Genomic DNA, 18,962 nt, shown 5'->3' on the forward strand with positions numbered 1-18,962 from the left:
TTAATTTTGATTCAGCGAAACTAAAACACACACTCGATGAAATTGCGTTATCTTTTCACCGCCCTTCTTTTCACCGGCGCGGCCGCGCCCCTGCAAGCCCAGAGCATCGACCACATGCGCAAACTCCTGCAAGAGATCCAGCAGGAGATCGACTGCCTCGAAAAGGAGCAGGCCGAGACGCTCAAACCGCAGAAAGAGCCGCAGCCGGTCGAATCGACCGAATACGTCGACGGGGTGATCGCCGTCGACACGCTCCCTTCGGGCAACGACGCAGTGATGATCGTCCTGTTCAACGACAACACATGGAAATACCTCCGCAACCGCGACTACGTCAAGGACAGCGAAATCTACACCCGCTGCTGGGACACGACCAAACTCTTTCCCTACCGCGACGTGGTGAAGCTCGCCGACCTGCCGCGTTCGGTGGACATCGAGCTGGTCGACTCGCTCAAATGCTACCACTATCCCTACAAGGCCGCCATCCGTTCGAAGTTCGGTATGCGCCGCCGGCGCAAGCATCAGGGCGTAGACCTGCCGCTGAAAACGGGCGACCCGATCTACGCCACCTTCAACGGCAAGGTGCGCATCTCGATCCCGTCGTCCAAATCCGGCGGCTACGGCAACCTGATCGTCATCCGCCACGACAACGGACTGGAAACTTTCTACGGCCACCTCTCGGAGCGGATCGTCCACGCCGACGAATGGGTCGAGGCGGGGCAGATCATCGGCTACGGCGGCAGCACGGGACGCAGCACCGGCCCGCATCTCCACTTCGAGACGCGCTACTGCGGACAGTCGTTCGACCCCGAACGACTGATCGACTTCCAGAGCGGCAACCTGCGGCGCGAAACCTTCCTGCTCAAAAAGAGCTATCTGGATATCCATTCGAGCGCCTCGCAGGACTTCGAAGACGAGGAGGCCGAAGCCAACGACGAAAAGAGAGCCGAGGAGGCGCGCAAAGCGCTCGCTTCGGCGCAATACCACAGGATCCGTTCGGGCGACACGCTGGGCGGCATCGCGGTGCGTTACGGCACGACCGTTTCGCGGCTCTGCCAGCTCAACGGCATTTCGCGCACCACGACGCTGCGCATCGGCCGCTCGCTGCGCGTACGGTAGCCACGGTCCGACGATAAAAGGCGAACGCCTGCTTCCTTATCGGAAGCAGGCGTTCGTTCCTTGGCAATGATACCAAAAGGGAGAACGCTTCGGTTTTTCAAATACCGGAATATTTTTCTCTTGCACGCTGCAAACCAACGACGTATTACAGAATTGCGAACACATCCTTTCGACATCGCTACCTTTTCAGTCTGCATCATTTTTTTCGCAAAAATCATTGAATAGACGGCTGAATTCAATAACTTTGTATTGAAACGATGAAACGTTTTTAAACATTCCGGTTTTCTGTATCATAATTCACAAGATTCACGGAAAAACATCCGACGATTCATTTCAAACCTAAAACCATCACGACATGAAATCCAACGTTCTGATTCTGAAAGCAGTCCTGCTCCTGCTGGGCGGAAACCTCGTTGCGTGCGACGACTCGAAAGAACCCGAAGTCGTCGGCACGCCTCCCGTCGCCGCCTCCGAGGAGGTAACGGCTTTTTTCACGACGCATCTGCCGGAGAGTTCCTACAACTGCTCCGAAGTAAAATTTAACTTCTCCGAAATCGATTTCGGTGAAACGGAATGTTTCCTGATCAACAGCACGGAAGAGTTCGAGGCCGTTGCGCCGCCTTCGGTTGTCCTGCCGGTCATCGACTTCGAAAAATACACGCTCATCATCGGACAACATCTGTTGGGCGACCCCGGATACTCTTTCGAGAAGCAGGCTGTCGACACCGACACCGAATCCGGTAAAATGACCTTAAATCTGGTATACAGTAGAATGGGAGGAGCCTCTCCGACGGTCATAACTACGTTTTACATTTGGGGACTATACTCCAAACTTCCCGGAAGCGCGATCGACGTTAAGATAACCATCATTTAGATACCGAGAATCATGAAATGACCGCCATGCGACACGGCATCGCCTCTTCGCTCCAATCGGAATAAGAGACCAAAAATCGGCAGGATAATCGAATCGATTATCCTGCCGATGAATATAATTGGATCAGTCCTCTTTCACAAAGGGCGCCGCACTACTCGAAACGGGGTTTCACATAGCCGTCGTCATACGACGTGAAGACCAGCCCGGGCAGGGGAGTCCGCTCCGACCCGTAGACCATCGAATCGATCAGCCGGTACTCCCGCCGGGCGTCGACCGCATAGTAGCGGTCGGCTCCGGCACCCGTGACCCGCACCGTCCAGTCGAACATATTCCCGATGACGGTCAGCGACTCGCTCTCGGGGTTCCAGCCCGGAATCCCCACGCGGACGATCTCGTAGGAGGGTTTCGACAATACATGGAACCCGTTCTCCGTATCGGTCAGGAATCCCAGCGTACGACGCGACGGGAACTCCGTCACGAAGAGATGTTCGGGCTGCACCCCTTCGGGCAGATCGATCGCACGGACATAGGGACGCCCCTTGACCTGTTTGAGGTGGAACAACTGCCGCGAAGCGTCGAGCAGCAGATAGCCTTCGTCGTACTCCTTGCGCGTCGACGGATTGCCCGCCACCGCAAGCGCCGGAAAGCGGAAGCCCTTGCGGGTCATCGCCTCGGTGAAACGGTCGCTCTTTCCGCGGTCGATGCGATTGGTCGCCATGACGACGAACTCGATACCCGAGGACGTGATGCGGAAGACGTCGTCGGGCATCTCCAGATCGACGCGCCCCGACATCGATTCCAACAGCGGATAGAGCCCCGTACGGGGTTTGTTGATCTCCGCCGGCGTCGAGCGGAACATGAAGTTCTCGCTTTGCAGCAGGCGGGGCGTGACGGCCACGCCGCACAGCGAATCGGGAAACCGCTCGTCGTTGAGCAGCTGACGCGCATAGAAGGTCGGCAGGATGCTGTCGAACTCCCGGTCGGTGTAGGTGCGGCCGCCGCGGTCGCGGCGCACGATCCCGTCGCCCGCGAAATCGACCACGGCGAAATCGCCGACTACGCAGCTCCACAGCGTGAAGGGCGTCCGTTCGGGTTTGTAGAAGGCGAAATTATAGGCCCACGGCAGCAGCCACAGAAGCAGCACGAACACGGTGAAGCCGAAAAATAGTTTGCTGAAACGTATCATATATCCACACTGTTATTCGTTAATCCTGCCGTCCCTCCTTGAACCGAACGACCGACCACCACGACCAGGAGGCGGTGCACAGGGTGCAGAGCGTCAACCACGGCAGGAAGCCGTCGTAAGCTTCGGGAGCAGGCGCCAGAAAGAAGAGCCTCAGCACGCACGCCGCGACCGCACCGTAGAGCAGCCGGCGCCGCCACGTCGGTTCCAGACAGATCCACGCCGCGAGCAGATAGGCGGCGATCCCCGCCGCATACCACGGTGCGGCCGTCAGCAGGATATGCCGTACCAGTTCGGGCGCCAGCACCGCCCGAAAGGCGACGAACAGCACGCCGAGCGACACGGCGAACAGCACCCCCAGCAGCAGCCCGCCGTAGAGCAGCATCGCACCGATCATCCTTAATTCCGGACAGGGCAGGTGAAGCGTCAGTTTCAGGCACTTGCGCTGCATTTCGGGCACGAACTGCACCACGGCGAAAAGCAGCCCCACGACCAGCGGCACGAATTGCAGCAGGTCGACGAACACCGCGTCGCGCAACAGCATCACCTCCCACAGGTGGGCGATGCCCTTCAATCCCGCCGCACGGAAGAAATTCAACAGCACATAACCGACAAAACTGAGCGAGAGAAGCACGGCGACCAGATAGTACCAGCGCGTTTTCAGCCACTCCTTATAAAAAATAGCACGTAACATAATTCATCAATATTTTCCGGTCAGACCGATAAAGGCGTCTTCGAGCGACGTCACCTGTTCGGAGGTAAATTCGCCGTAAGGCACCTGCAACCGCCGCAGCGTCCGCTCGACCTCGGCGGGCGGCAGGAACGAAAAGAGTTCGGCCCGGTTGCGGATCACCGACGGGTGGTAAAACTCCTTCGCGTCGGGAATCTCGTAGCCCTCGGGCACGGTGAAGCCGTAACGCCGCACTTCGGCCAGCAGCTCCGCGACGGGGCGCTGCGTCAGGATGCTGCCGTAGTCCATGATGATACAGTCGTCGACCAGGCGCTCCATATCCTGAATGATATGCGAGGTCAGAAAGACGGTTTTCGACTCGGCGCGGGCATATTCGCGCAGGTAGTCGACGAAGAGCCGGCGATAGCCCGGATCGAGCCCCAGCGAGAAGTCGTCGAGCACGAGCAGTTCGGGATTCTGCGCCAGAATCAGCCCCAGCGCCACCTGCGAACGCTGGCCGCACGACATGCGCGAAATCCGCTGCCCGGGTGCGACTTTCAGCTTGCGCATCAACTCGTAGTAGGCGTCGCGGCACCAGGCGGGGTAGAAGACCGAGTAGAACTTCTCGATCTGTTCGATGGTCATGAACTGGTACTGCACGTGTCCCTCGATCAGCAGGCCGATATTGCGCCGCAGCACGGGATCGAGGTTCTGCACCTCCTGCCCGAAGATGCGGCATTCGCCGCTGCGGGGTTTCAGGTAGCCGCTCAGGATGTTGATGGTCGTGGTCTTGCCCGTACCGTTCTTCCCCAGCAGCCCCAGAATCCGCCCCTGCGGCACGTCGAAGCTCAGGTCGCGGTAGATCAGACGCCGCCCGTAATAATGTGTCAGATTGCGACACTCGATGATTGCACTCATACGTTGAATCTCATTCTTCGTTCTCTCGCCTCGGCATAGCTTGCACAAGCGCAGCCTGCACCCGGCTTATCGAAAACATTTAAAAGAAAATCAGGAACAACAATGGAACGGCGATACCGGCGGCCAGTTCCATGCCTCCGCGTCCCCGAAGCCCCTTCGGCCCCTTGAGCAGCAACAAGCCGCTTGCGACGATCGCCACGAGTCCCACGGCGAACAGATCCGAGAACCACGTCCACCATCGCCCGGGATTGTAATGCAGGCGCGTCATGGCCCCCAGCACGGGACGGCGCGTCAGCTTCTCGTAGAACGCCTCGCCGTCCGATAGCCGTACGGTGAGGCTCGAACCGCCTTTGAGGAAGACTTTGAGCACGTCCGATTCCGGAAAATAGTGTTTGGTGTAGTTGTCGGCCTCGTCCAGCGGCGCGAGCAGACGGACGACGTCGTCGCGCGTCAGCCGATCCCGTGCGGGAAGCGGCTCCCCGACGACGTAGCGCCGCTGCTCGACCGAATAGTTGGGATTGATCGTATCGCGGTGGTTCATCACCAGCCCCGAAACGGCGTAGATAAGCAGCATTCCCGAAAAGAAGAACGACAGCTCGCGGTGCACGTTCCGGCTCCAGCGACGCAGCCGGTTAGCGGTCGAATTCATACGACTGCGCCTCTACGAAATAGAACGACAGATAGGGTTTCCCCTCGGCCGCATTCCGTTCGGCAATCTTACGGCGGAAGTCGGCGATACGGCCCTCGACGGTCGCAGCCGTTTCGCCGCGGGCCTTCTTCTCCGAATCGCAGCCGGCCGCAGTCGTTCCGTGCTGTTCACCCGCCTGCGTGCGAACCTGCTCCTCCCAGCTGTGCAGATAGTCTTCATCCACACGCTGTTCGCGCAGGATTCCCTTCACGCGGACGATGCTGCCCACGCACTGCGGATCGAATTTTCCCAGCTTGCCGCTCTCGACGCGAATCGTCTGCGTATCGTCGCTGCCCATGAGGAAGATCTTGCGTGCGCCGTGCTTGCAGGCATGGGTGCATACCCCCTCGATCCACACCTCTTTTCCGGCCAGCGAATCGGCCCCGGCCAGCAGGTCGTCGATCTGCAACGCCTCGCCGACCGCGGCCTCTGCGGCAGCGGCGGTCGATTCCGCCTTCGTCGTACGATTGCCGCACCCGACACCTGCCAGAAGCAACAGGAAAGCGGTCGCCGACATCATCAATTTGTTCGTTTTCATCACTTTGCGAATTTTAGTCATTTGTACGGGCAAAGGTAGGGCAAATCCGCCGACACCCCCATACCGAAAATCAGGTATTTAAGCAACGGGGAAACCCCAATAAAACGGTATTGCCCGCCCGACGGATGCAGGTTACTTTTGTTGCGTAAATAAATCAAAGAGGACGTACGCGAAACGCATGAAACCATATACTCTTCTGTTGCTGGGACTCCTTCTCGCTTCCGCCGCCGAGGCACAGACTACGGACGAAGCGCGACTGGAAGTAACCGTGACCGACGCCGCTTCGGGCGAAGCGTTGGGATACGCCGTCTGTTCGCTCCGTCCGAAGGAAGGAACCGGGAAGGAACGGGCCGCGGCGGCCGACGCCCGGGGCGTATGTCTGCTGGAAGGGCTGAAACCGGGACGTTTCGAACTCCGTCTATTATACATGGGACACGTATTTCTGCAAGGCGAACTGCAACTTCCCGCCGGACTGACCCGCCGCCGAATCCGGCTCGACATCGATCCGGTGGCCATCGGCGAGGTGCTGGTGACGGCCGCCGAATCCAAAGGGCCCACGTCGTCGTCGAAGATCGGCCGCGAAGCCATCGCCCACATCCAGCCGTCGAGCATCGCCGACCTCATGGAGCTGATCCCCGGCGGCCGCGCCACCGACCCCTCGTTCGGAGCGCCGCAGGAGATCCGCCTGCGCGAAGCCGACCCTTCGAGCTCCGCCAATTACGCTACGTCGGCATTGGGTACCCAGATTCAGGTAGACGGCATCCCCATAAGTAATGATGCCAACCTGCAATATTCGACCTCCTACGGGTCGATCCAAGAGTACGCCAACGTCAATCGCGGCGTCGATACACGTGCGATCTCGACCGACGACATCGAATCGGTCGAAATCGTGCGGGGCATCCCTTCGGTCGAATACGGCGACCTGACGAGCGGACTGGTCAAGGTCAAGCGCCGCGAGGGCGGCCGCGACCTCACCGCCCGCTTCAAGGCCGACATGAGCAGCAAACTCTTCTCCGTCGGAAAGGGATTCGAACGGAAGGGGGGGGGTGACGCAGAACGCACGACGCTGAATATCAACGCCGACTACCTGACGGCCGCCTCCGATCCCCGCAATCCGCGTCAGAGCTACCAACGACTGACCGGTTCCGTCCGCTTCGGCCGCCACTGGCAGGGTAGCGCCTACCGCTACTCAGCGGGCGGCAGTCTCGACTATACGGGTTCGTTCGACAACAAGAAATCCGACCAGGACCTCGACAACGGTCTGGGAGGCCCCGTCGAGCGCTACAAGTCGAATTACAACCGCACGCAGTTCGCCGCGACGTTCGCCGTAGAGGCGCGGCATCGGCAATTTTTCCACAGTCTCGACCTCACGGCATCGTTCAGCGCCGAATTCGACCGTATCGACCGTTGGAGGTTCGTGGAGACCGGTTCCGATTTCGCCAAGACGTGGGGCACCGAGCCGGGGGAGTACGACGCCGTCATCATCCCCGCCTCCTACGACGCCACGCTGCTCGTCGACGGCAAACCGTTCTACGGCTATGCCAAGGCCGTAGCGACCTTCAACGCCGACACCGAACGTTCGCGCAACACGCTGCGCGTCGGGGCCGACTGGTCGATGGACAAGAACTACGGCCGCGGGCTGGTCTTCGACGTCGCCCGGCCGTTCAGCCCGCAGATGGATTCGCGGCCCCGCGCCTACGACGCGATCCCCGCCCTGCACAAACTCTCGTTTTTCCTCGAAGACGCCACGACGCTCGCTCTCGGAGACTTCCGCGTGGAGGCTACGGGAGGCGTGCGCGCCGCCTCGATGTTCAATCTGGGACGCCGCTATACGATTCAGGGGAAATTCTATTTCGATCCGCGCGCCAACGTCGTCGTCGCACTGCCGCGATTCCATGTCGCCGGCCGGAATCTCACCCTGCGATTGGGCGGAGGTGTCGGCTGGCACACCAAATTCCCGACGATGGACAGCCTCTATCCCGACACGGAGTATTTCGATTTCACCCAGCTCAACTACTGGCCTGCGAATCCCGCACTCCGACGGATCAACCTGCGACTCTACACGCTCGATCCGACGAATTACGACCTGCGTGCCGCACGCAATTTCAAATGGGAGGTTCGCCTCGACGCCGACTGGAACGACAACCAGCTGTCGGTGACCTATTTCCGCGAAGACATGACGTCGGGATTCCGCACGACGTCGGACTATCGGAGCTTCACCTTCCGGGATTACGACGAAACGGCGATCGACATGGAACAGTTGGACGGTCCCCCGTCGCTCGACGGCATCCCCTATACGGAAGAGACGCGGTTGGGCGGGTACTCCCGCTCGACCAACGGCAGCCGCACGGAAAAGTCGGGCATCGAATTCGCCTTCACCTCGCAGCGCATCCGCGCGATCGCCACGCGAGTTACCGTCACGGGCGCCTATTTCCGGACGAACTACTCCAACATGCACCCCGAGTACCTGCTGCCGACCTCCGCCCCCGGAGGACAGACCTATCCTTACGTCGGGTACTACTTTTCGACGGACGGTTACCTGCGCGAAATGTGCAATACCAATTTTCTGCTCGACACGCAGATTCCCCGCCTGAAACTCATTCTCTCCACATCGTTCCAGTGCATGTGGTTCCTCGGAAGCCGCAATACGCCGGTTTCGGCCTGGCCGATTTCGTATCTCGACGAGGATCTCGTCTCGCACCCGTTCACGGCCGAATCGGCTGCCGACGGTCTGCTGTCGGCACTCGTACGCGACAGCGACCCCACGCTGTGGCGCTATGTAACCACCCCGTTCAGCATGAATGTCAACCTCAAAATCACGAAAAAGCTCTATCGCGACAAGATGGCCGTGGCTCTGTTCGTCAACAAACTGCTCGATTACACCCCCGATTATCACACATCCGACGGCCGCCATATCCGCCGCGAAGTCACGCCTTACTTCGGCATGGAGCTGAATATTAAGCTATAACGACCCCGACATGCGACGTCTTCTACTCTTGTTTCCGCTCCTGAGCCTCTGCTCGACCGCCTGCGAATCGGACGGCCGGGAGTTGTTCACGCAACTTTCCGTCCGCTTCATCCTGCCCGACGACCGTCCGGTCGAACGAATCGAGCTCCTCTCCGACATCTCCTATTGCGAGAACATCAACACGAAGGAACGGGTCTTCTTCACCGTCCTCGACGGACGGTCGGCGACCCTCACGCTGCAAAAGGGGGTCTACACCCTCATCGTCGAGGCCAACCTGCACTACACCGACGGAACGGTGCAATACGTCCGCAACGCCGACCACAACACCCCGTCCGAAGCGCTCGCCTGGATGGACGACCGGAGTTCGATCGTATTGTTGTTAAAATACGTCAACTGACCATGAAACCGCTGCGCCTCCTGTTGTTCTGTCTGTTGCCGCTGCCTTTGTGGAGCGAAGCGCAAACCGCAGCCGCGTGCGACTCGCTCGGCATACTCCGCCGTGCGGAGTTCCACAACGCCCCGCTCGCGACGCTGGATGCTTCGGCCTACGAAAGTTCTCCCGCAGCGATGCTCTACCGCTATCCGGTCTCGTACTCCACGCTGAGATTGCAGGGCGACCTGCGCAGCGAGAGCCGGCCGATCCTGCAACCCGAGGGCGACGGCGTACTCGTCGGGACGTTCCGCGCCGACTCCTATCTGCGACTCGACGAGCAGTCGGTCGTCACGGCCGGCGCCTCCTACGAACGGGGACGCACGGACAACGTTCGCTGGAACTCCACAGCCGACTACCGTCTGCTGCGCCCCTTCGTCCTGGCCGATTCGGTGGGCGGCGACCTTTCGACCGAAGAGTACGCCTTTCGAGGCGCATACGTGCGCCGCGACGGACGGATCAATTACGGGATCGGCATCAATTACCGCGCCCGCCACGAATTCCGCCAGATCGATCCCCGTCCCCACAACATCGTCAACGATCTGACGGGCACGATCGGCGCCGGATTCTCGACGGATCGATCCCTCATCGCCCTGACTGCGCGCGGACGCATTTACAAACAGTCGCAGGAGGTCGGATTCTTCGACGAACGGGGCGCCAATACCGTCGAATTCCTCATGACGGGACTGGGCAACTATTTCGCACGTTACGTCGGAAGCGAAGACCAGTCCCTCTTCTACAAAGGCAAGGGATACGCGCTTTCGCTGACAGCAGTCCCGAGCCGCACCTGCGGCTGGTCGGCCCTCCTGCAATACGAGCGTTTCTCCAATCGCAACATTTTCAGCGAACTCAATTACGCTCCGGCAGGCCGACTCGTGACGCAAACCTTGTCGGGCAGCGTCGCACGCCGCTACGAGCGGGGAGGTTTCGCAGTGGAGGGCTCCTACGAATTGAGGCAGGGATTCGAAAACGTCGTCGACAACGGCGAGACGGCGGACTACCGGATATTGGGCGAGTTCGCAATGTACCGCAACCGCACGCTGCGACTCGCTGCCGGGGGAATGGTGACCTGGAATCGCCCGCAGACGGACTACACGCTCGCACCGTCGGTCGGGTACTTCCGCACGTCGGCCGATTATCCCTACCCGAAGCGGGAAATCGCCCTGTCGACGGCCGGCGCCGGCTGCGACCTGCATCTGACCCGTCACGGACAGCGCGGTACGCTGCGCGCGACGGTCGGCGGCCGCTACGCGGTCAACCTGACCCGCCACACGCTGTTGACCGACAGCCGTCTCGATCCCGATATCGGCGCCATGCTCTTCGACAGCGTCGACCGCATGACGGCCGACGTCGTCGAACTCACGGCAGCCTTGCGCGCCGAACGGGAGCTGCGCCGTTCGCTGGCGCTCTTCGTCGACGCCTCGTGGCGCCCGGGCATCTACATGGACGGCGTGCGTGTCCACTTGGCCACGATCGCCTGCGGAATCTGTTTTTGAAACGATATTTATGTTTAATTTCTAATACTGTAAAACGATGAGAAAACTCTTTGCAATGCTGACGGTCGTCGCGCTGGCGACCGGCATGACCGCCTGCTCCGACGACGACGGAACGGAGACACCGAAAGATCCCACCACGACGAACTTCAACCTCCGCGCACGCGGCGGCAACGTGATGGTCACGCTGACGACTTCGGACTACACGATCGACATTCCCGCCGCCGACGCGGACTGGATCGGCCTGAGCGAACAGAGCCAGGGCGAGGTAGTCGTCCTCTCGGTAAAACCCAACACGACGGGCGCCGAACGTTCGACGACCGTCACACTCGCGGAGAAAACGACCGGTACGACGCTGGCCTACATGAATATCAAGCAGTCCGAGAACAGCCTTTACAGCGGCGATTTCCTGATCGAAGAGTCGTTCTTCACCTCCTGTCCCCTCCCCGCCACGGGCAAGGTCGACAAGGCTCACGGCGACCAATACATCAAGATCCGCAACAACACCGACCAGGATCTCTACGCCGACGGGCTGCTGATTATCACGTCGTCGAAGATCACCTCCGTCCAGAACATCTCGTTCAACGAGGGCGAAGATCCCCGGCCGAATTACTGCATCGTCGACGAGATTCTCTGCATTCCGGGCGACGGCGACGACGTCCTGGTCAAGGCCGGCGAGTCGCTCCTGATCTGCAACAACGCCCAGAACCACAAGGCGACCAATCCCAACTCCTTCGATCTGACCTCGGCCGATTTCGAGTGGTACAACGAGTCGACAGTCGAATCCATGCTCGATATCGACAACCCCAAAGTGGACAATCTCGACATCTGGTACACCTACACCAAGAGCGTCATCATGCTCGACGCTGCGGGTAAACGCTCTTGCGCACTGGCTATCCCTCCCATCGGAATGACCCGAGACAGGTTCCTCGCCGATTACGCTTTCACGGGCAGCTATATCTTCCATTCGCCCAACGGAAAGGACTACGACATGACCTTCAAGAACTGCTTCAAGGTACCCAATTCGTGGATCGTCGACGCCGTCAATCTGGGCGTTTCGTCCGAGTATCTGACGAATCCGTGGGATACCGAGCTCGACGCCGGTTACACCTATGCCTGCGAGACGAGCTCCGACCAGACGAGCTACGGTCTGAGCGTACGCCGCAAGGTCGCAGCCGACGGCAAGCTGGTCGACACGAACAATTCGACCAACGACTTCACGCCCCGCGCCACACCGTCGCTCTCGGAAATCCAATAGGGTAGGCTTCCCGACGAAACGGGCCGGTGCGATGCACCGGCCCGTTTCCATTTTTCGTCGAACCGCCTACTTGAACCACTCTTCGAGATGATCCTTCGCGTAGAAATAGTAAACCAGCAGCCCCACCCAGCTCGTCAGCAATACGAGCACCGAGGCGATCACCTTGCCGACGGTCGAAATGTTTTTCTTGAAGATGTCGAGCACCGCCAGTACGGCGCAGACCAAACCCACCAGATAGAGAATCGTTCCCATAGTTCGGAATATTTTTAGTTAAACAACAGGTTTCGCGTCCGTTCCCCGCGCCGGAACACTCCGGCAGGGTAGGCGACGTCCCACAGATAAAGTCCTTCGGCCGGCGCGCCGCCGCTCGCGCGCGACAAGTCGCGGCTCTCGACGATCGAGCGGAACTCCTCCACATCGTAACGCCCGCGCCCCACGTCGACCAGCGTCCCCACCAGCGCCCGCACCATATTGCGCAGAAAACGGTCGGCACGGATCGTAAAGCGGTACACTCCTTCGGGCGACTCCTCCCAACCGGCCCGCACGATGCGGCAGATATTGGTCTTGTTGTTGGAGTTCAGTTTGGCAAAGGAGGTAAAATCATCGTACTCCAAAAGCGATGCCGCAGCGCGATCCATCCGCTCCACATCCAGCGGCCGGTAATAGTGCCACGCGGCCCTGCGGGTAAAGGGGTTCTTGCGCGACTCGATGAAATAGCGGTACTCGCGCTCCGCCGCACTGAAACGGGCGTGCGCATCGTCCGCGACCGGTGCCACGCCGAAGACGGCGACGTCGTCAGGCAGCAGGCAATTGAGTTTGTAGGCCGTATGCTCCGGATCGGTCAGCGGCGCCGCTACGTCGAAATGCGCCACGGCATAGGCGGCGTGCACGCCCGTGTCGGTACGGCCTGCGCCGGTCACCTCAACAGGCTCGCGCAGCAGCGTCGAAAGCGCCCGTTCGAGCGTCTCCTGCACCGAAGCGGCGTCACGCTGACGCTGCCAGCCGCAATAACGGCCTCCGTTGTAACTCAGTTCGACAAAATAACGCATCGCAACATACCAATCTAGCGCGTGTTTACGTTTTCAGACGGATACAAAAAGATAGCAAGACAAAGGTACGAAAAAATCCGGAACACCCTCCGCACTCATCGAGGATTTCGTATCTTTGGCTGACGCCTTAGATACTCCGCCTCGGCAATTGCAAATAAATTTGCATTGCTCTCGGCTTAATCGTATCTTTGTCCAAATATTTTTTCGCACTATGAACGCAGCTATCATCGGATACGGGAAAATGGGACGCGAGATCGAACGTCTCCTCGTCGAACGGGGGCACGGCGTGGGACTGATCGTCGACGCCGACAACCGCGGCGACCTCGACGCGGCGCATCTGCGCGGCATCGACGTGGCGCTCGAATTCACGACGCCCGCAACGGCCTACGACAACATCCGCGCCTGCATCGACGCCGGTACGCCGGTCGTAAGCGGCACGACGGGCTGGACGGATCGCCTCGACGAACTGAAAACCCGCTGCAAAGAGCGGGGCGGGGCCTTTTTCTACGCCTCGAACTACTCGCTGGGGGTCAACCTGCTGTTCCGGCTCAACCGGCAGCTGGCCGAAATGGTCGGCCGTGTCGGCGGTTACGACGTCCGCATCGAGGAGGTGCACCACACGCAGAAGAAGGATGCACCGAGCGGCACGGCCATCACGCTGGCCGAAGAGATCATCGACCGCATCGGCACGAAGGAGCGCTGGGTGAACCGCCCTGCGGCCGATCCCTCGGAGCTGGCGATCGCATCGATCCGCGAAGGGACGGTGCCGGGTATCCACACCGTCACCTATACCTCGGCGGACGACGTGCTGACGCTGCGGCACGAGATACTCAACCGCCGCACGCTGGCGCTGGGGGCCGTCATCGCGGCAGAATTCCTGAACGGCAAGCGGGGCGTCTACACGATGGACGACCTGTTGAAATAGGCGGCGAAGCGAGACGATTCCGATGAAAAAGTCTCCGACCATCGCCGCACTCCTGATAGAATAGCGTCGCTGCCGACACAAACCGAACAACTCCGACATGGAAAAAATCAAGGCAATCCTGCGTAACAAATGGTTCGGCTTCATCTTCTGGAGCCTCCTCTATATCCTGTGGTTCGTCATCTGGACGGGCAACCTGTGGCTGCTGCTGGGCGAACTGGTCATCGTCGACCTCTACTTCACGCATTTCCTCTCGCGGCTCATCGGCCGGCGCAACCGCGAATGGTGCCGCCGCAGTCCGACCTACAAATTCATCTACGAGTGGGTCAACGCAATCGTTTTCGCAACGGTCGTCGCCTCGCTCATCCACATCTTCGTCTTCCAGATGTACGTCATCCCGTCGTCGTCGATGGAGTCGTCGCTTCTCATCGGCGACTACCTCTACGTGAGCAAGGTGGCCTACGGCCCCCAGATGCCCAACACGCCGGTGTCGTTCCCCTTCGTACACCATACGATGCCCTTCTCACAGACGAAGAAATCCTTCTCGGAGTGCATCCGATGGCCGTACCACCGGCTCAAAGGATTGCGCAGCATCGAGCGCAACGACGTGGTGGTCTTCAACTTCCCCGCCGGCGACACGGTGCTGCTCCAGCGGCAGGACGCCACCTACTACGACGTGCTGCGCGAATACCAGCGCACGCTGGGCGCCAGGGCGGGCCGCGAGAAACTGTTCCGCGACTACACGGTCATCACCCGTCCGGTCGACAAGCGCGAGAACTACATCAAACGCTGCGTGGCCATCGCCGGCGACTCGCTCAAAATCGTGGGCGGCGAAGTCTACGTCAACGACGAGCCGCAGGCTCCCGTCGCGGGCAAGCAGTACATGTATACGGTGATGACCTCGTCGCCGCTGTCGAAATACGCGATCGACAAGCTCGGCATCACCGAGTGGAGCGGCGGCAACGGCTCGAACTACTACATGCTGCTCGACGACGAGCGGGCCGAGGAGTTGCGCCGCATGGGCAACGTGCTGGCCGTCGAACGTTTCATCTACGAGGAGCCCAACCGCGAAGTCTATCCCCACGACCTGACGCTGGGATGGAATCAGGACAATTACGGCCCGATCTGGATTCCGGCCCGCGGGGCGACGATCCCGCTCACACCCGAGAACATGCGGCTCTACCGCCGCTGCATCGAAGTCTACGAAGGCAACCGCGTGGAAGAGCTGCCCGACGGCAGGGTACTGCTCAACGGCCAGCCGGCCGCGGACTACACCTTCCGCATGAACTACTACTGGATGATGGGCGACAACCGCCACAACTCGGCCGACTCGCGTTTCTGGGGCTTCGTGCCCGAAGACCACATCGTGGGGCGCGCCTCGTTCATCTGGCTGTCGCTCGACGCACAGAAATCGTTCCCGTCGAACATCCGGTGGAACCGGCTCTTCACCAAAGTGAAATGACGACGCCTGCCGACGATACCTATCTGACCATCGAAGCGCCGGCCGAGGCGATCTACAAGGAAAAGAGCAGCAAATTTCTCGCTTTCGCCTATCCCGTCGCCGACGAAGAGGAGATCCGCAGCCGGCTCGAAGCGTTGCGCAAACGTTACTACGACGCCACGCACCATTGTTACGCCTGGCGGCTGGGGCCGCACGGCGAGGCGTTCCGCGCCAACGACGACGGCGAACCTTCGTCGACGGCCGGCCGGCCGATTCTGGGGCAGCTGCTCTCGCACGAAACGACCGACTGCCTGATCGTCGTCGTGCGTTATTTCGGCGGGACGAAACTGGGCGTGCCGGGCCTTATCGCCGCATACAAGGAGTCGGCGGCGGAGGTACTGGCGGCGGCACGCATCGTGCAGCGAACGGTCGACCGCCGCATCGCGGTGACCTTCTCCTACGCGGCGATGAACGACATCATGCGCATCGTCAAGGAGGAGCAGCCCGCCGTCGAGTCGCAGCGGTTCGACAATCTCTCGTCGATCGTGCTGCGTATCCGCGCCAGCCGCGCCGAACGATTAACCGAACGACTCCGCAAGGTCGAAGGAGCGACCATCGAAACATGAACGAACCGAAAAGCATCCATATCAAGGGAGCGCGGGTACACAACCTCCGAAACATCGAGGTGGAAATCCCGCACGACACGCTCACCGTCATCACGGGCCTCTCCGGCTCGGGCAAATCGACCCTGGCCTTCGACACGATCTTCGCCGAGGGGCAGCGCCGCTACGTGGAGAGCCTGTCGGCCTACGCCCGGCAGTTTCTGGGCAAGATCGACAAGCCCGACGTCGACCTCATCACGGGGATCGCGCCGGCCATCGCCATCGAACAGAAGGTCAACACGCGCAATCCGCGTTCGACGGTCGGCACCACCACCGAGATCTACGACTACCTCAAACTGCTCTTCGCCCGCATCGGCCGCACCTTCTCGCCCGTATCGGGCCGCGAGGTGAAGTGCTACGACGTCGACGACGTGGCCCAATACGTCCTCGCGCTCGGTCAGGGAGCGAAAGCGCTCGTCGCAGCGCCGCTGGTCGCCGCCGAGGGGCAGGGCGTCATCGAGAAGCTGACGCTGCTCATGGGCGACGGCATCCAGCGCGTGCAGTACGACGGCCGCACACGTTTCATCGAGGAGCTGCTGCCGGAACTCGATCCCGCCGTCCGGCCCGACGAGCTGTCGGTGATCGTCGACCGCCTGCGCGTCGCCTCCGACGAGGAGTTCGCCACGCGCCTGCGCGACTCCGTGGCCCGCGCGTTCGCCTACGGCGACGGCGTGTGCCGCATCCTGACCGACGAGAGAGCCGAGGAGTTTTCGTCGCGCTTCGAGGCCGACGGAATCGCCTTCGAACAGCCCACCGAACACCTGTTCAGCTTCAACAACCCGCTGGGTGCCTGTCCCCGCTGCGAGGGCTACGGCAAGATCATCGGCATCGACGAGGATCTGGTCATCCCCGACAAGAGCAAGACGATCTACGAAGGCGCCATCGCCTGCTGGCGCGGCGAGACGATGCGCCTGTGGAAGGAGAAGCTGGTGGAGAACGCCGGCAAGTTCGACTTCCCGATCCACACGCCCTACCACGAACTGACGCCCGAACAGAAGCGCCTGCTGTGGACGGGCAACGAATACTTCTACGGTCTGGACAGCTTCTTCGAATACATCGACAGCGAACGGCGCAAGATTCAGTTCCGCGTGATGAAGGCGCGCTACACGGGCAAGACGCGCTGCCCCGAATGCGGCGGCAGCCGCCTGCGCAAGGAAGCGCTCTACGTGCGCGTGGGCGACCGCACGATCGCCGATCTGGTGACGATGAACGTCGACGCGCTGCTGGTGTTCTTCAAGGAATTGCAGCTCGACGCACACGATACGACCACCGCACGGCGCATCCTCACCGAAATCGTCAACCGGTTGCAATACCTCGCCGACGTGGGACTGGGCTATCTGACGCTCGACCGCCTGAGCTCGACGCTTTCGGGCGGCGAGTCGCAGCGCATCAACCTGGCCACGTCGCTGGGCAGCAACCTCGTCGGTTCGCTCTACATTCTCGACGAACCCTCGATCGGCCTGCATCCGCGCGACACGAACCGGCTGGTGGGCGTGCTCAAACAATTGCGCGACATCGGCAACACCGTCATCGTGGTCGAACACGAGGAGGAGGTGATCCGTGCAGCCGACTGGATCGTCGACGTCGGCCCCGAAGCGGGCTACAACGGCGGAGAGATCGTTTTCTGCGGCCCCGCGAAAAAACTTTCCGCCTGCCGGAAAAGCCTCACGGCCGACTACCTGGCCGGACGGCGGCGGATCGAACCGCCCTCGACGCCGCGCGGGTGGAGCCATTCGATCGTCGTCAAAGGGGCGCGGGAGAACAACCTGCAAAACATCGACGTGCGCTTTCCGCTGGGAGCCATGACCTGCGTCACGGGCGTCAGCGGCTCGGGCAAGTCGTCGCTCGTCAAGGGAATCCTCTACCCGGCACTGCGGCGCACGCTCTTCGACACGGGAATCAAACCGGGCGACTTCGACGCGCTGGAAGGCGACGTACAACTGCTCAAATCGGTCGAAATGGTCGACCAGAACCCGATCGGAAAGTCGACGCGCTCGAATCCCGTCACCTACATCAAAGCTTACGATGAAATACGCAAACTCTTTGCCGACCAGCCCTATGCGCAGCACAACGGCATGACGCCGTCGCACTTCTCGTTCAACATCGCCGGCGGCCGCTGCGAGGAGTGCCAGGGCGAGGGCGTCATCAAGGTCTCGATGCAGTTCATGGCCGACATCGAACTCAAATGCGAGGCGTGCGGCGGCCGGCGCTTCAAGGAGGAGGTACTCGAAGTGAAATACCGCGGCCGTTCGATCTACGACGTACTGGAAATGACCGTCGACGATGCCGTGGCCTTCTTCGGCGAAGCCAAGGCCAACGCCGTATGCCGGCGCATCGTCGACCGGCTGCTGCCGTTGCAGGAGGTGGGACTGGGTTACATCAAGCTGGGACAATCCTCCTCGACGCTCTCGGGCGGCGAGTCGCAGCGCGTGAAACTCGCGTCGTTCCTCGCCAAGGACGCCGTGCAGGGCAACGTGCTGTTCCTCTTCGACGAACCCACCACGGGGCTGCATTTCCACGACATCAACAAACTGCTGGCGGCCTTCGACGCGCTGATCCGCAAGGGACACACCATCGTCGTCGTCGAACACAACATGGACGTCATCAAGTGCGCCGACTGGGTGATCGACCTCGGCCCCGAAGCGGGCGACCGGGGCGGCAGGGTAGTCTTCGAGGGGACGCCCGCCCAGCTCGAAACGTGTGCGGAGAGTTACACGGGACAATTCCTGAAACTCCGCACCAAACTGTAAAA

At 60.6% G+C, this 18,962-nt stretch carries 17 protein-coding genes; 10 read left to right on the forward strand and 7 right to left on the reverse strand.

Features of this window, described 5'->3' with window-relative positions; translation table 11 throughout:
• Positions 1 to 36: 36 nt before the first annotated feature.
• A complete protein-coding gene (locus FMF02_RS12490; RefSeq protein ID WP_141413374.1) occupies positions 37 to 1,116 on the forward strand; it encodes a LysM peptidoglycan-binding domain-containing M23 family metallopeptidase in 1,080 nt (359 codons plus the stop codon).
• 355 nt (positions 1,117 to 1,471) lie between these two features.
• Complete coding sequence (locus FMF02_RS12495) at positions 1,472 to 1,990, forward strand: hypothetical protein (RefSeq protein WP_141413375.1); 519 nt, start codon at positions 1,472 to 1,474, stop codon at positions 1,988 to 1,990.
• A 151-nt stretch (positions 1,991 to 2,141) separates the two neighbouring features.
• Here FMF02_RS12495 and FMF02_RS12500 read toward each other — a convergent pair whose 3' ends face one another.
• From FMF02_RS12500 to FMF02_RS12520, 5 genes are all read right to left on the reverse strand, one after another.
• Positions 2,142 to 3,176, reverse strand: a complete 1,035-nt coding sequence (locus FMF02_RS12500; RefSeq protein WP_019129417.1) for a DUF4857 domain-containing protein — start codon at positions 3,174 to 3,176, stop codon at positions 2,142 to 2,144.
• Positions 3,177 to 3,195: 19 nt separating this feature from the next.
• Positions 3,196 to 3,867 (reverse strand): hypothetical protein, encoded by a 672-nt coding sequence (locus FMF02_RS12505; protein ID WP_141413376.1) that lies wholly within the window; start codon positions 3,865 to 3,867, stop codon positions 3,196 to 3,198.
• Positions 3,868 to 3,873: 6 nt separating this feature from the next.
• Positions 3,874 to 4,761 carry an ABC transporter ATP-binding protein gene (locus FMF02_RS12510; protein ID WP_141413377.1) on the reverse strand — a complete coding sequence of 296 codons (888 nt, stop codon included), beginning with the start codon at positions 4,759 to 4,761 and terminating at the stop codon, positions 3,874 to 3,876.
• Positions 4,762 to 4,840: 79 nt separating this feature from the next.
• The gene (locus FMF02_RS12515) at positions 4,841 to 5,410 is read right to left on the reverse strand and encodes a PepSY-associated TM helix domain-containing protein (RefSeq protein WP_162502313.1); all 570 of its coding nucleotides are present in this window, start codon (positions 5,408 to 5,410) and stop codon (positions 4,841 to 4,843) included.
• Positions 5,394 to 5,987: a hypothetical protein gene (locus FMF02_RS12520; RefSeq protein WP_141413378.1), complete on the reverse strand. Its 594-nt coding sequence runs from the start codon at positions 5,985 to 5,987 to the stop codon at positions 5,394 to 5,396. Before FMF02_RS12520 ends, FMF02_RS12515 begins: the two co-directional genes overlap by 17 nt.
• A gap of 178 nt (positions 5,988 to 6,165) precedes the next feature.
• Here FMF02_RS12520 and FMF02_RS12525 point away from each other — a divergent pair, with 178 nt between their 5' ends.
• Genes FMF02_RS12525 through FMF02_RS12540 form a run of 4 tightly spaced genes read left to right on the forward strand, consistent with a single transcriptional unit; the run spans position 6,166 to position 12,136 of the window.
• A complete protein-coding gene (locus FMF02_RS12525; protein WP_244611580.1) occupies positions 6,166 to 8,955 on the forward strand; it encodes a TonB-dependent receptor plug domain-containing protein in 2,790 nt (929 codons plus the stop codon).
• A gap of 10 nt (positions 8,956 to 8,965) precedes the next feature.
• Positions 8,966 to 9,352, forward strand: a complete 387-nt coding sequence (locus FMF02_RS12530) for a hypothetical protein (RefSeq protein ID WP_141413379.1) — start codon at positions 8,966 to 8,968, stop codon at positions 9,350 to 9,352.
• Positions 9,353 to 9,354: 2 nt separating this feature from the next.
• The gene (locus FMF02_RS12535; protein ID WP_141413380.1) at positions 9,355 to 10,881 is read left to right on the forward strand and encodes a DUF6850 family outer membrane beta-barrel protein; all 1,527 of its coding nucleotides are present in this window, start codon (positions 9,355 to 9,357) and stop codon (positions 10,879 to 10,881) included.
• A gap of 37 nt (positions 10,882 to 10,918) precedes the next feature.
• On the forward strand, positions 10,919 to 12,136 hold the full coding sequence (locus FMF02_RS12540) for a DUF4876 domain-containing protein (protein WP_141413381.1): 1,218 nt from the start codon (positions 10,919 to 10,921) through the stop codon (positions 12,134 to 12,136).
• A gap of 66 nt (positions 12,137 to 12,202) precedes the next feature.
• Here the strand turns inward: FMF02_RS12540 and FMF02_RS12545 are convergent, their stop codons facing one another.
• Together FMF02_RS12545 and truA are read right to left on the reverse strand one after the other, a co-directional pair.
• Complete coding sequence (locus FMF02_RS12545; RefSeq protein ID WP_019129408.1) at positions 12,203 to 12,388, reverse strand: hypothetical protein; 186 nt, start codon at positions 12,386 to 12,388, stop codon at positions 12,203 to 12,205.
• Positions 12,389 to 12,402: 14 nt separating this feature from the next.
• The gene (gene truA, locus FMF02_RS12550; RefSeq protein WP_141413382.1) at positions 12,403 to 13,185 is read right to left on the reverse strand and encodes a tRNA pseudouridine(38-40) synthase TruA; all 783 of its coding nucleotides are present in this window, start codon (positions 13,183 to 13,185) and stop codon (positions 12,403 to 12,405) included.
• A 211-nt stretch (positions 13,186 to 13,396) separates the two neighbouring features.
• On the opposite strand from truA, the gene dapB reads away from it, so the two are divergent.
• The 4 genes from dapB to uvrA all read left to right on the forward strand — a co-directional run bounded on the left by dapB (position 13,397) and on the right by uvrA (position 18,960).
• Positions 13,397 to 14,110 carry a 4-hydroxy-tetrahydrodipicolinate reductase gene (dapB, locus tag FMF02_RS12555; RefSeq protein WP_141413383.1) on the forward strand — a complete coding sequence of 238 codons (714 nt, stop codon included), beginning with the start codon at positions 13,397 to 13,399 and terminating at the stop codon, positions 14,108 to 14,110.
• 97 nt (positions 14,111 to 14,207) lie between these two features.
• Positions 14,208 to 15,569 (forward strand): signal peptidase I, encoded by a 1,362-nt coding sequence (lepB, locus tag FMF02_RS12560; protein ID WP_141413384.1) that lies wholly within the window; start codon positions 14,208 to 14,210, stop codon positions 15,567 to 15,569.
• On the forward strand, positions 15,566 to 16,174 hold the full coding sequence (locus tag FMF02_RS12565) for an IMPACT family protein (protein WP_141413385.1): 609 nt from the start codon (positions 15,566 to 15,568) through the stop codon (positions 16,172 to 16,174). Before lepB ends, FMF02_RS12565 begins: the two co-directional genes overlap by 4 nt.
• A complete protein-coding gene (uvrA, locus tag FMF02_RS12570) occupies positions 16,171 to 18,960 on the forward strand; it encodes an excinuclease ABC subunit UvrA (RefSeq protein ID WP_141413386.1) in 2,790 nt (929 codons plus the stop codon). Before FMF02_RS12565 ends, uvrA begins: the two co-directional genes overlap by 4 nt.
• Positions 18,961 to 18,962 lie beyond the last annotated feature (2 nt).

This window comes from Alistipes communis (assembly GCF_006542665.1).
Classification (GTDB): domain Bacteria; phylum Bacteroidota; class Bacteroidia; order Bacteroidales; family Rikenellaceae; genus Alistipes; species Alistipes communis.

Coding starts and splice junctions, on each gene's coding strand:
- FMF02_RS12565 (WP_141413385.1), top strand. CDS start 15,566: ATGACGACGCCTGCCGACGATACCTATCTGACCATCGAAGCGCCGGCC.
- FMF02_RS12495 (WP_141413375.1), top strand. CDS start 1,472: ATGAAATCCAACGTTCTGATTCTGAAAGCAGTCCTGCTCCTGCTGGGC.
- FMF02_RS12530 (WP_141413379.1), top strand. CDS start 8,966: ATGCGACGTCTTCTACTCTTGTTTCCGCTCCTGAGCCTCTGCTCGACC.
- FMF02_RS12540 (WP_141413381.1), top strand. CDS start 10,919: ATGAGAAAACTCTTTGCAATGCTGACGGTCGTCGCGCTGGCGACCGGC.
- uvrA (WP_141413386.1), top strand. CDS start 16,171: ATGAACGAACCGAAAAGCATCCATATCAAGGGAGCGCGGGTACACAAC.
- FMF02_RS12525 (WP_244611580.1), top strand. CDS start 6,166: ATGAAACCATATACTCTTCTGTTGCTGGGACTCCTTCTCGCTTCCGCC.
- FMF02_RS12520 (WP_141413378.1), bottom strand. CDS start 5,987: ATGAAAACGAACAAATTGATGATGTCGGCGACCGCTTTCCTGTTGCTT.
- FMF02_RS12545 (WP_019129408.1), bottom strand. CDS start 12,388: ATGGGAACGATTCTCTATCTGGTGGGTTTGGTCTGCGCCGTACTGGCG.
- FMF02_RS12510 (WP_141413377.1), bottom strand. CDS start 4,761: ATGAGTGCAATCATCGAGTGTCGCAATCTGACACATTATTACGGGCGG.
- FMF02_RS12490 (WP_141413374.1), top strand. CDS start 37: ATGAAATTGCGTTATCTTTTCACCGCCCTTCTTTTCACCGGCGCGGCC.
- dapB (WP_141413383.1), top strand. CDS start 13,397: ATGAACGCAGCTATCATCGGATACGGGAAAATGGGACGCGAGATCGAA.
- FMF02_RS12505 (WP_141413376.1), bottom strand. CDS start 3,867: ATGTTACGTGCTATTTTTTATAAGGAGTGGCTGAAAACGCGCTGGTAC.
- FMF02_RS12500 (WP_019129417.1), bottom strand. CDS start 3,176: ATGATACGTTTCAGCAAACTATTTTTCGGCTTCACCGTGTTCGTGCTG.
- lepB (WP_141413384.1), top strand. CDS start 14,208: ATGGAAAAAATCAAGGCAATCCTGCGTAACAAATGGTTCGGCTTCATC.
- FMF02_RS12535 (WP_141413380.1), top strand. CDS start 9,355: ATGAAACCGCTGCGCCTCCTGTTGTTCTGTCTGTTGCCGCTGCCTTTG.
- truA (WP_141413382.1), bottom strand. CDS start 13,185: ATGCGTTATTTTGTCGAACTGAGTTACAACGGAGGCCGTTATTGCGGC.
- FMF02_RS12515 (WP_162502313.1), bottom strand. CDS start 5,410: ATGAATTCGACCGCTAACCGGCTGCGTCGCTGGAGCCGGAACGTGCAC.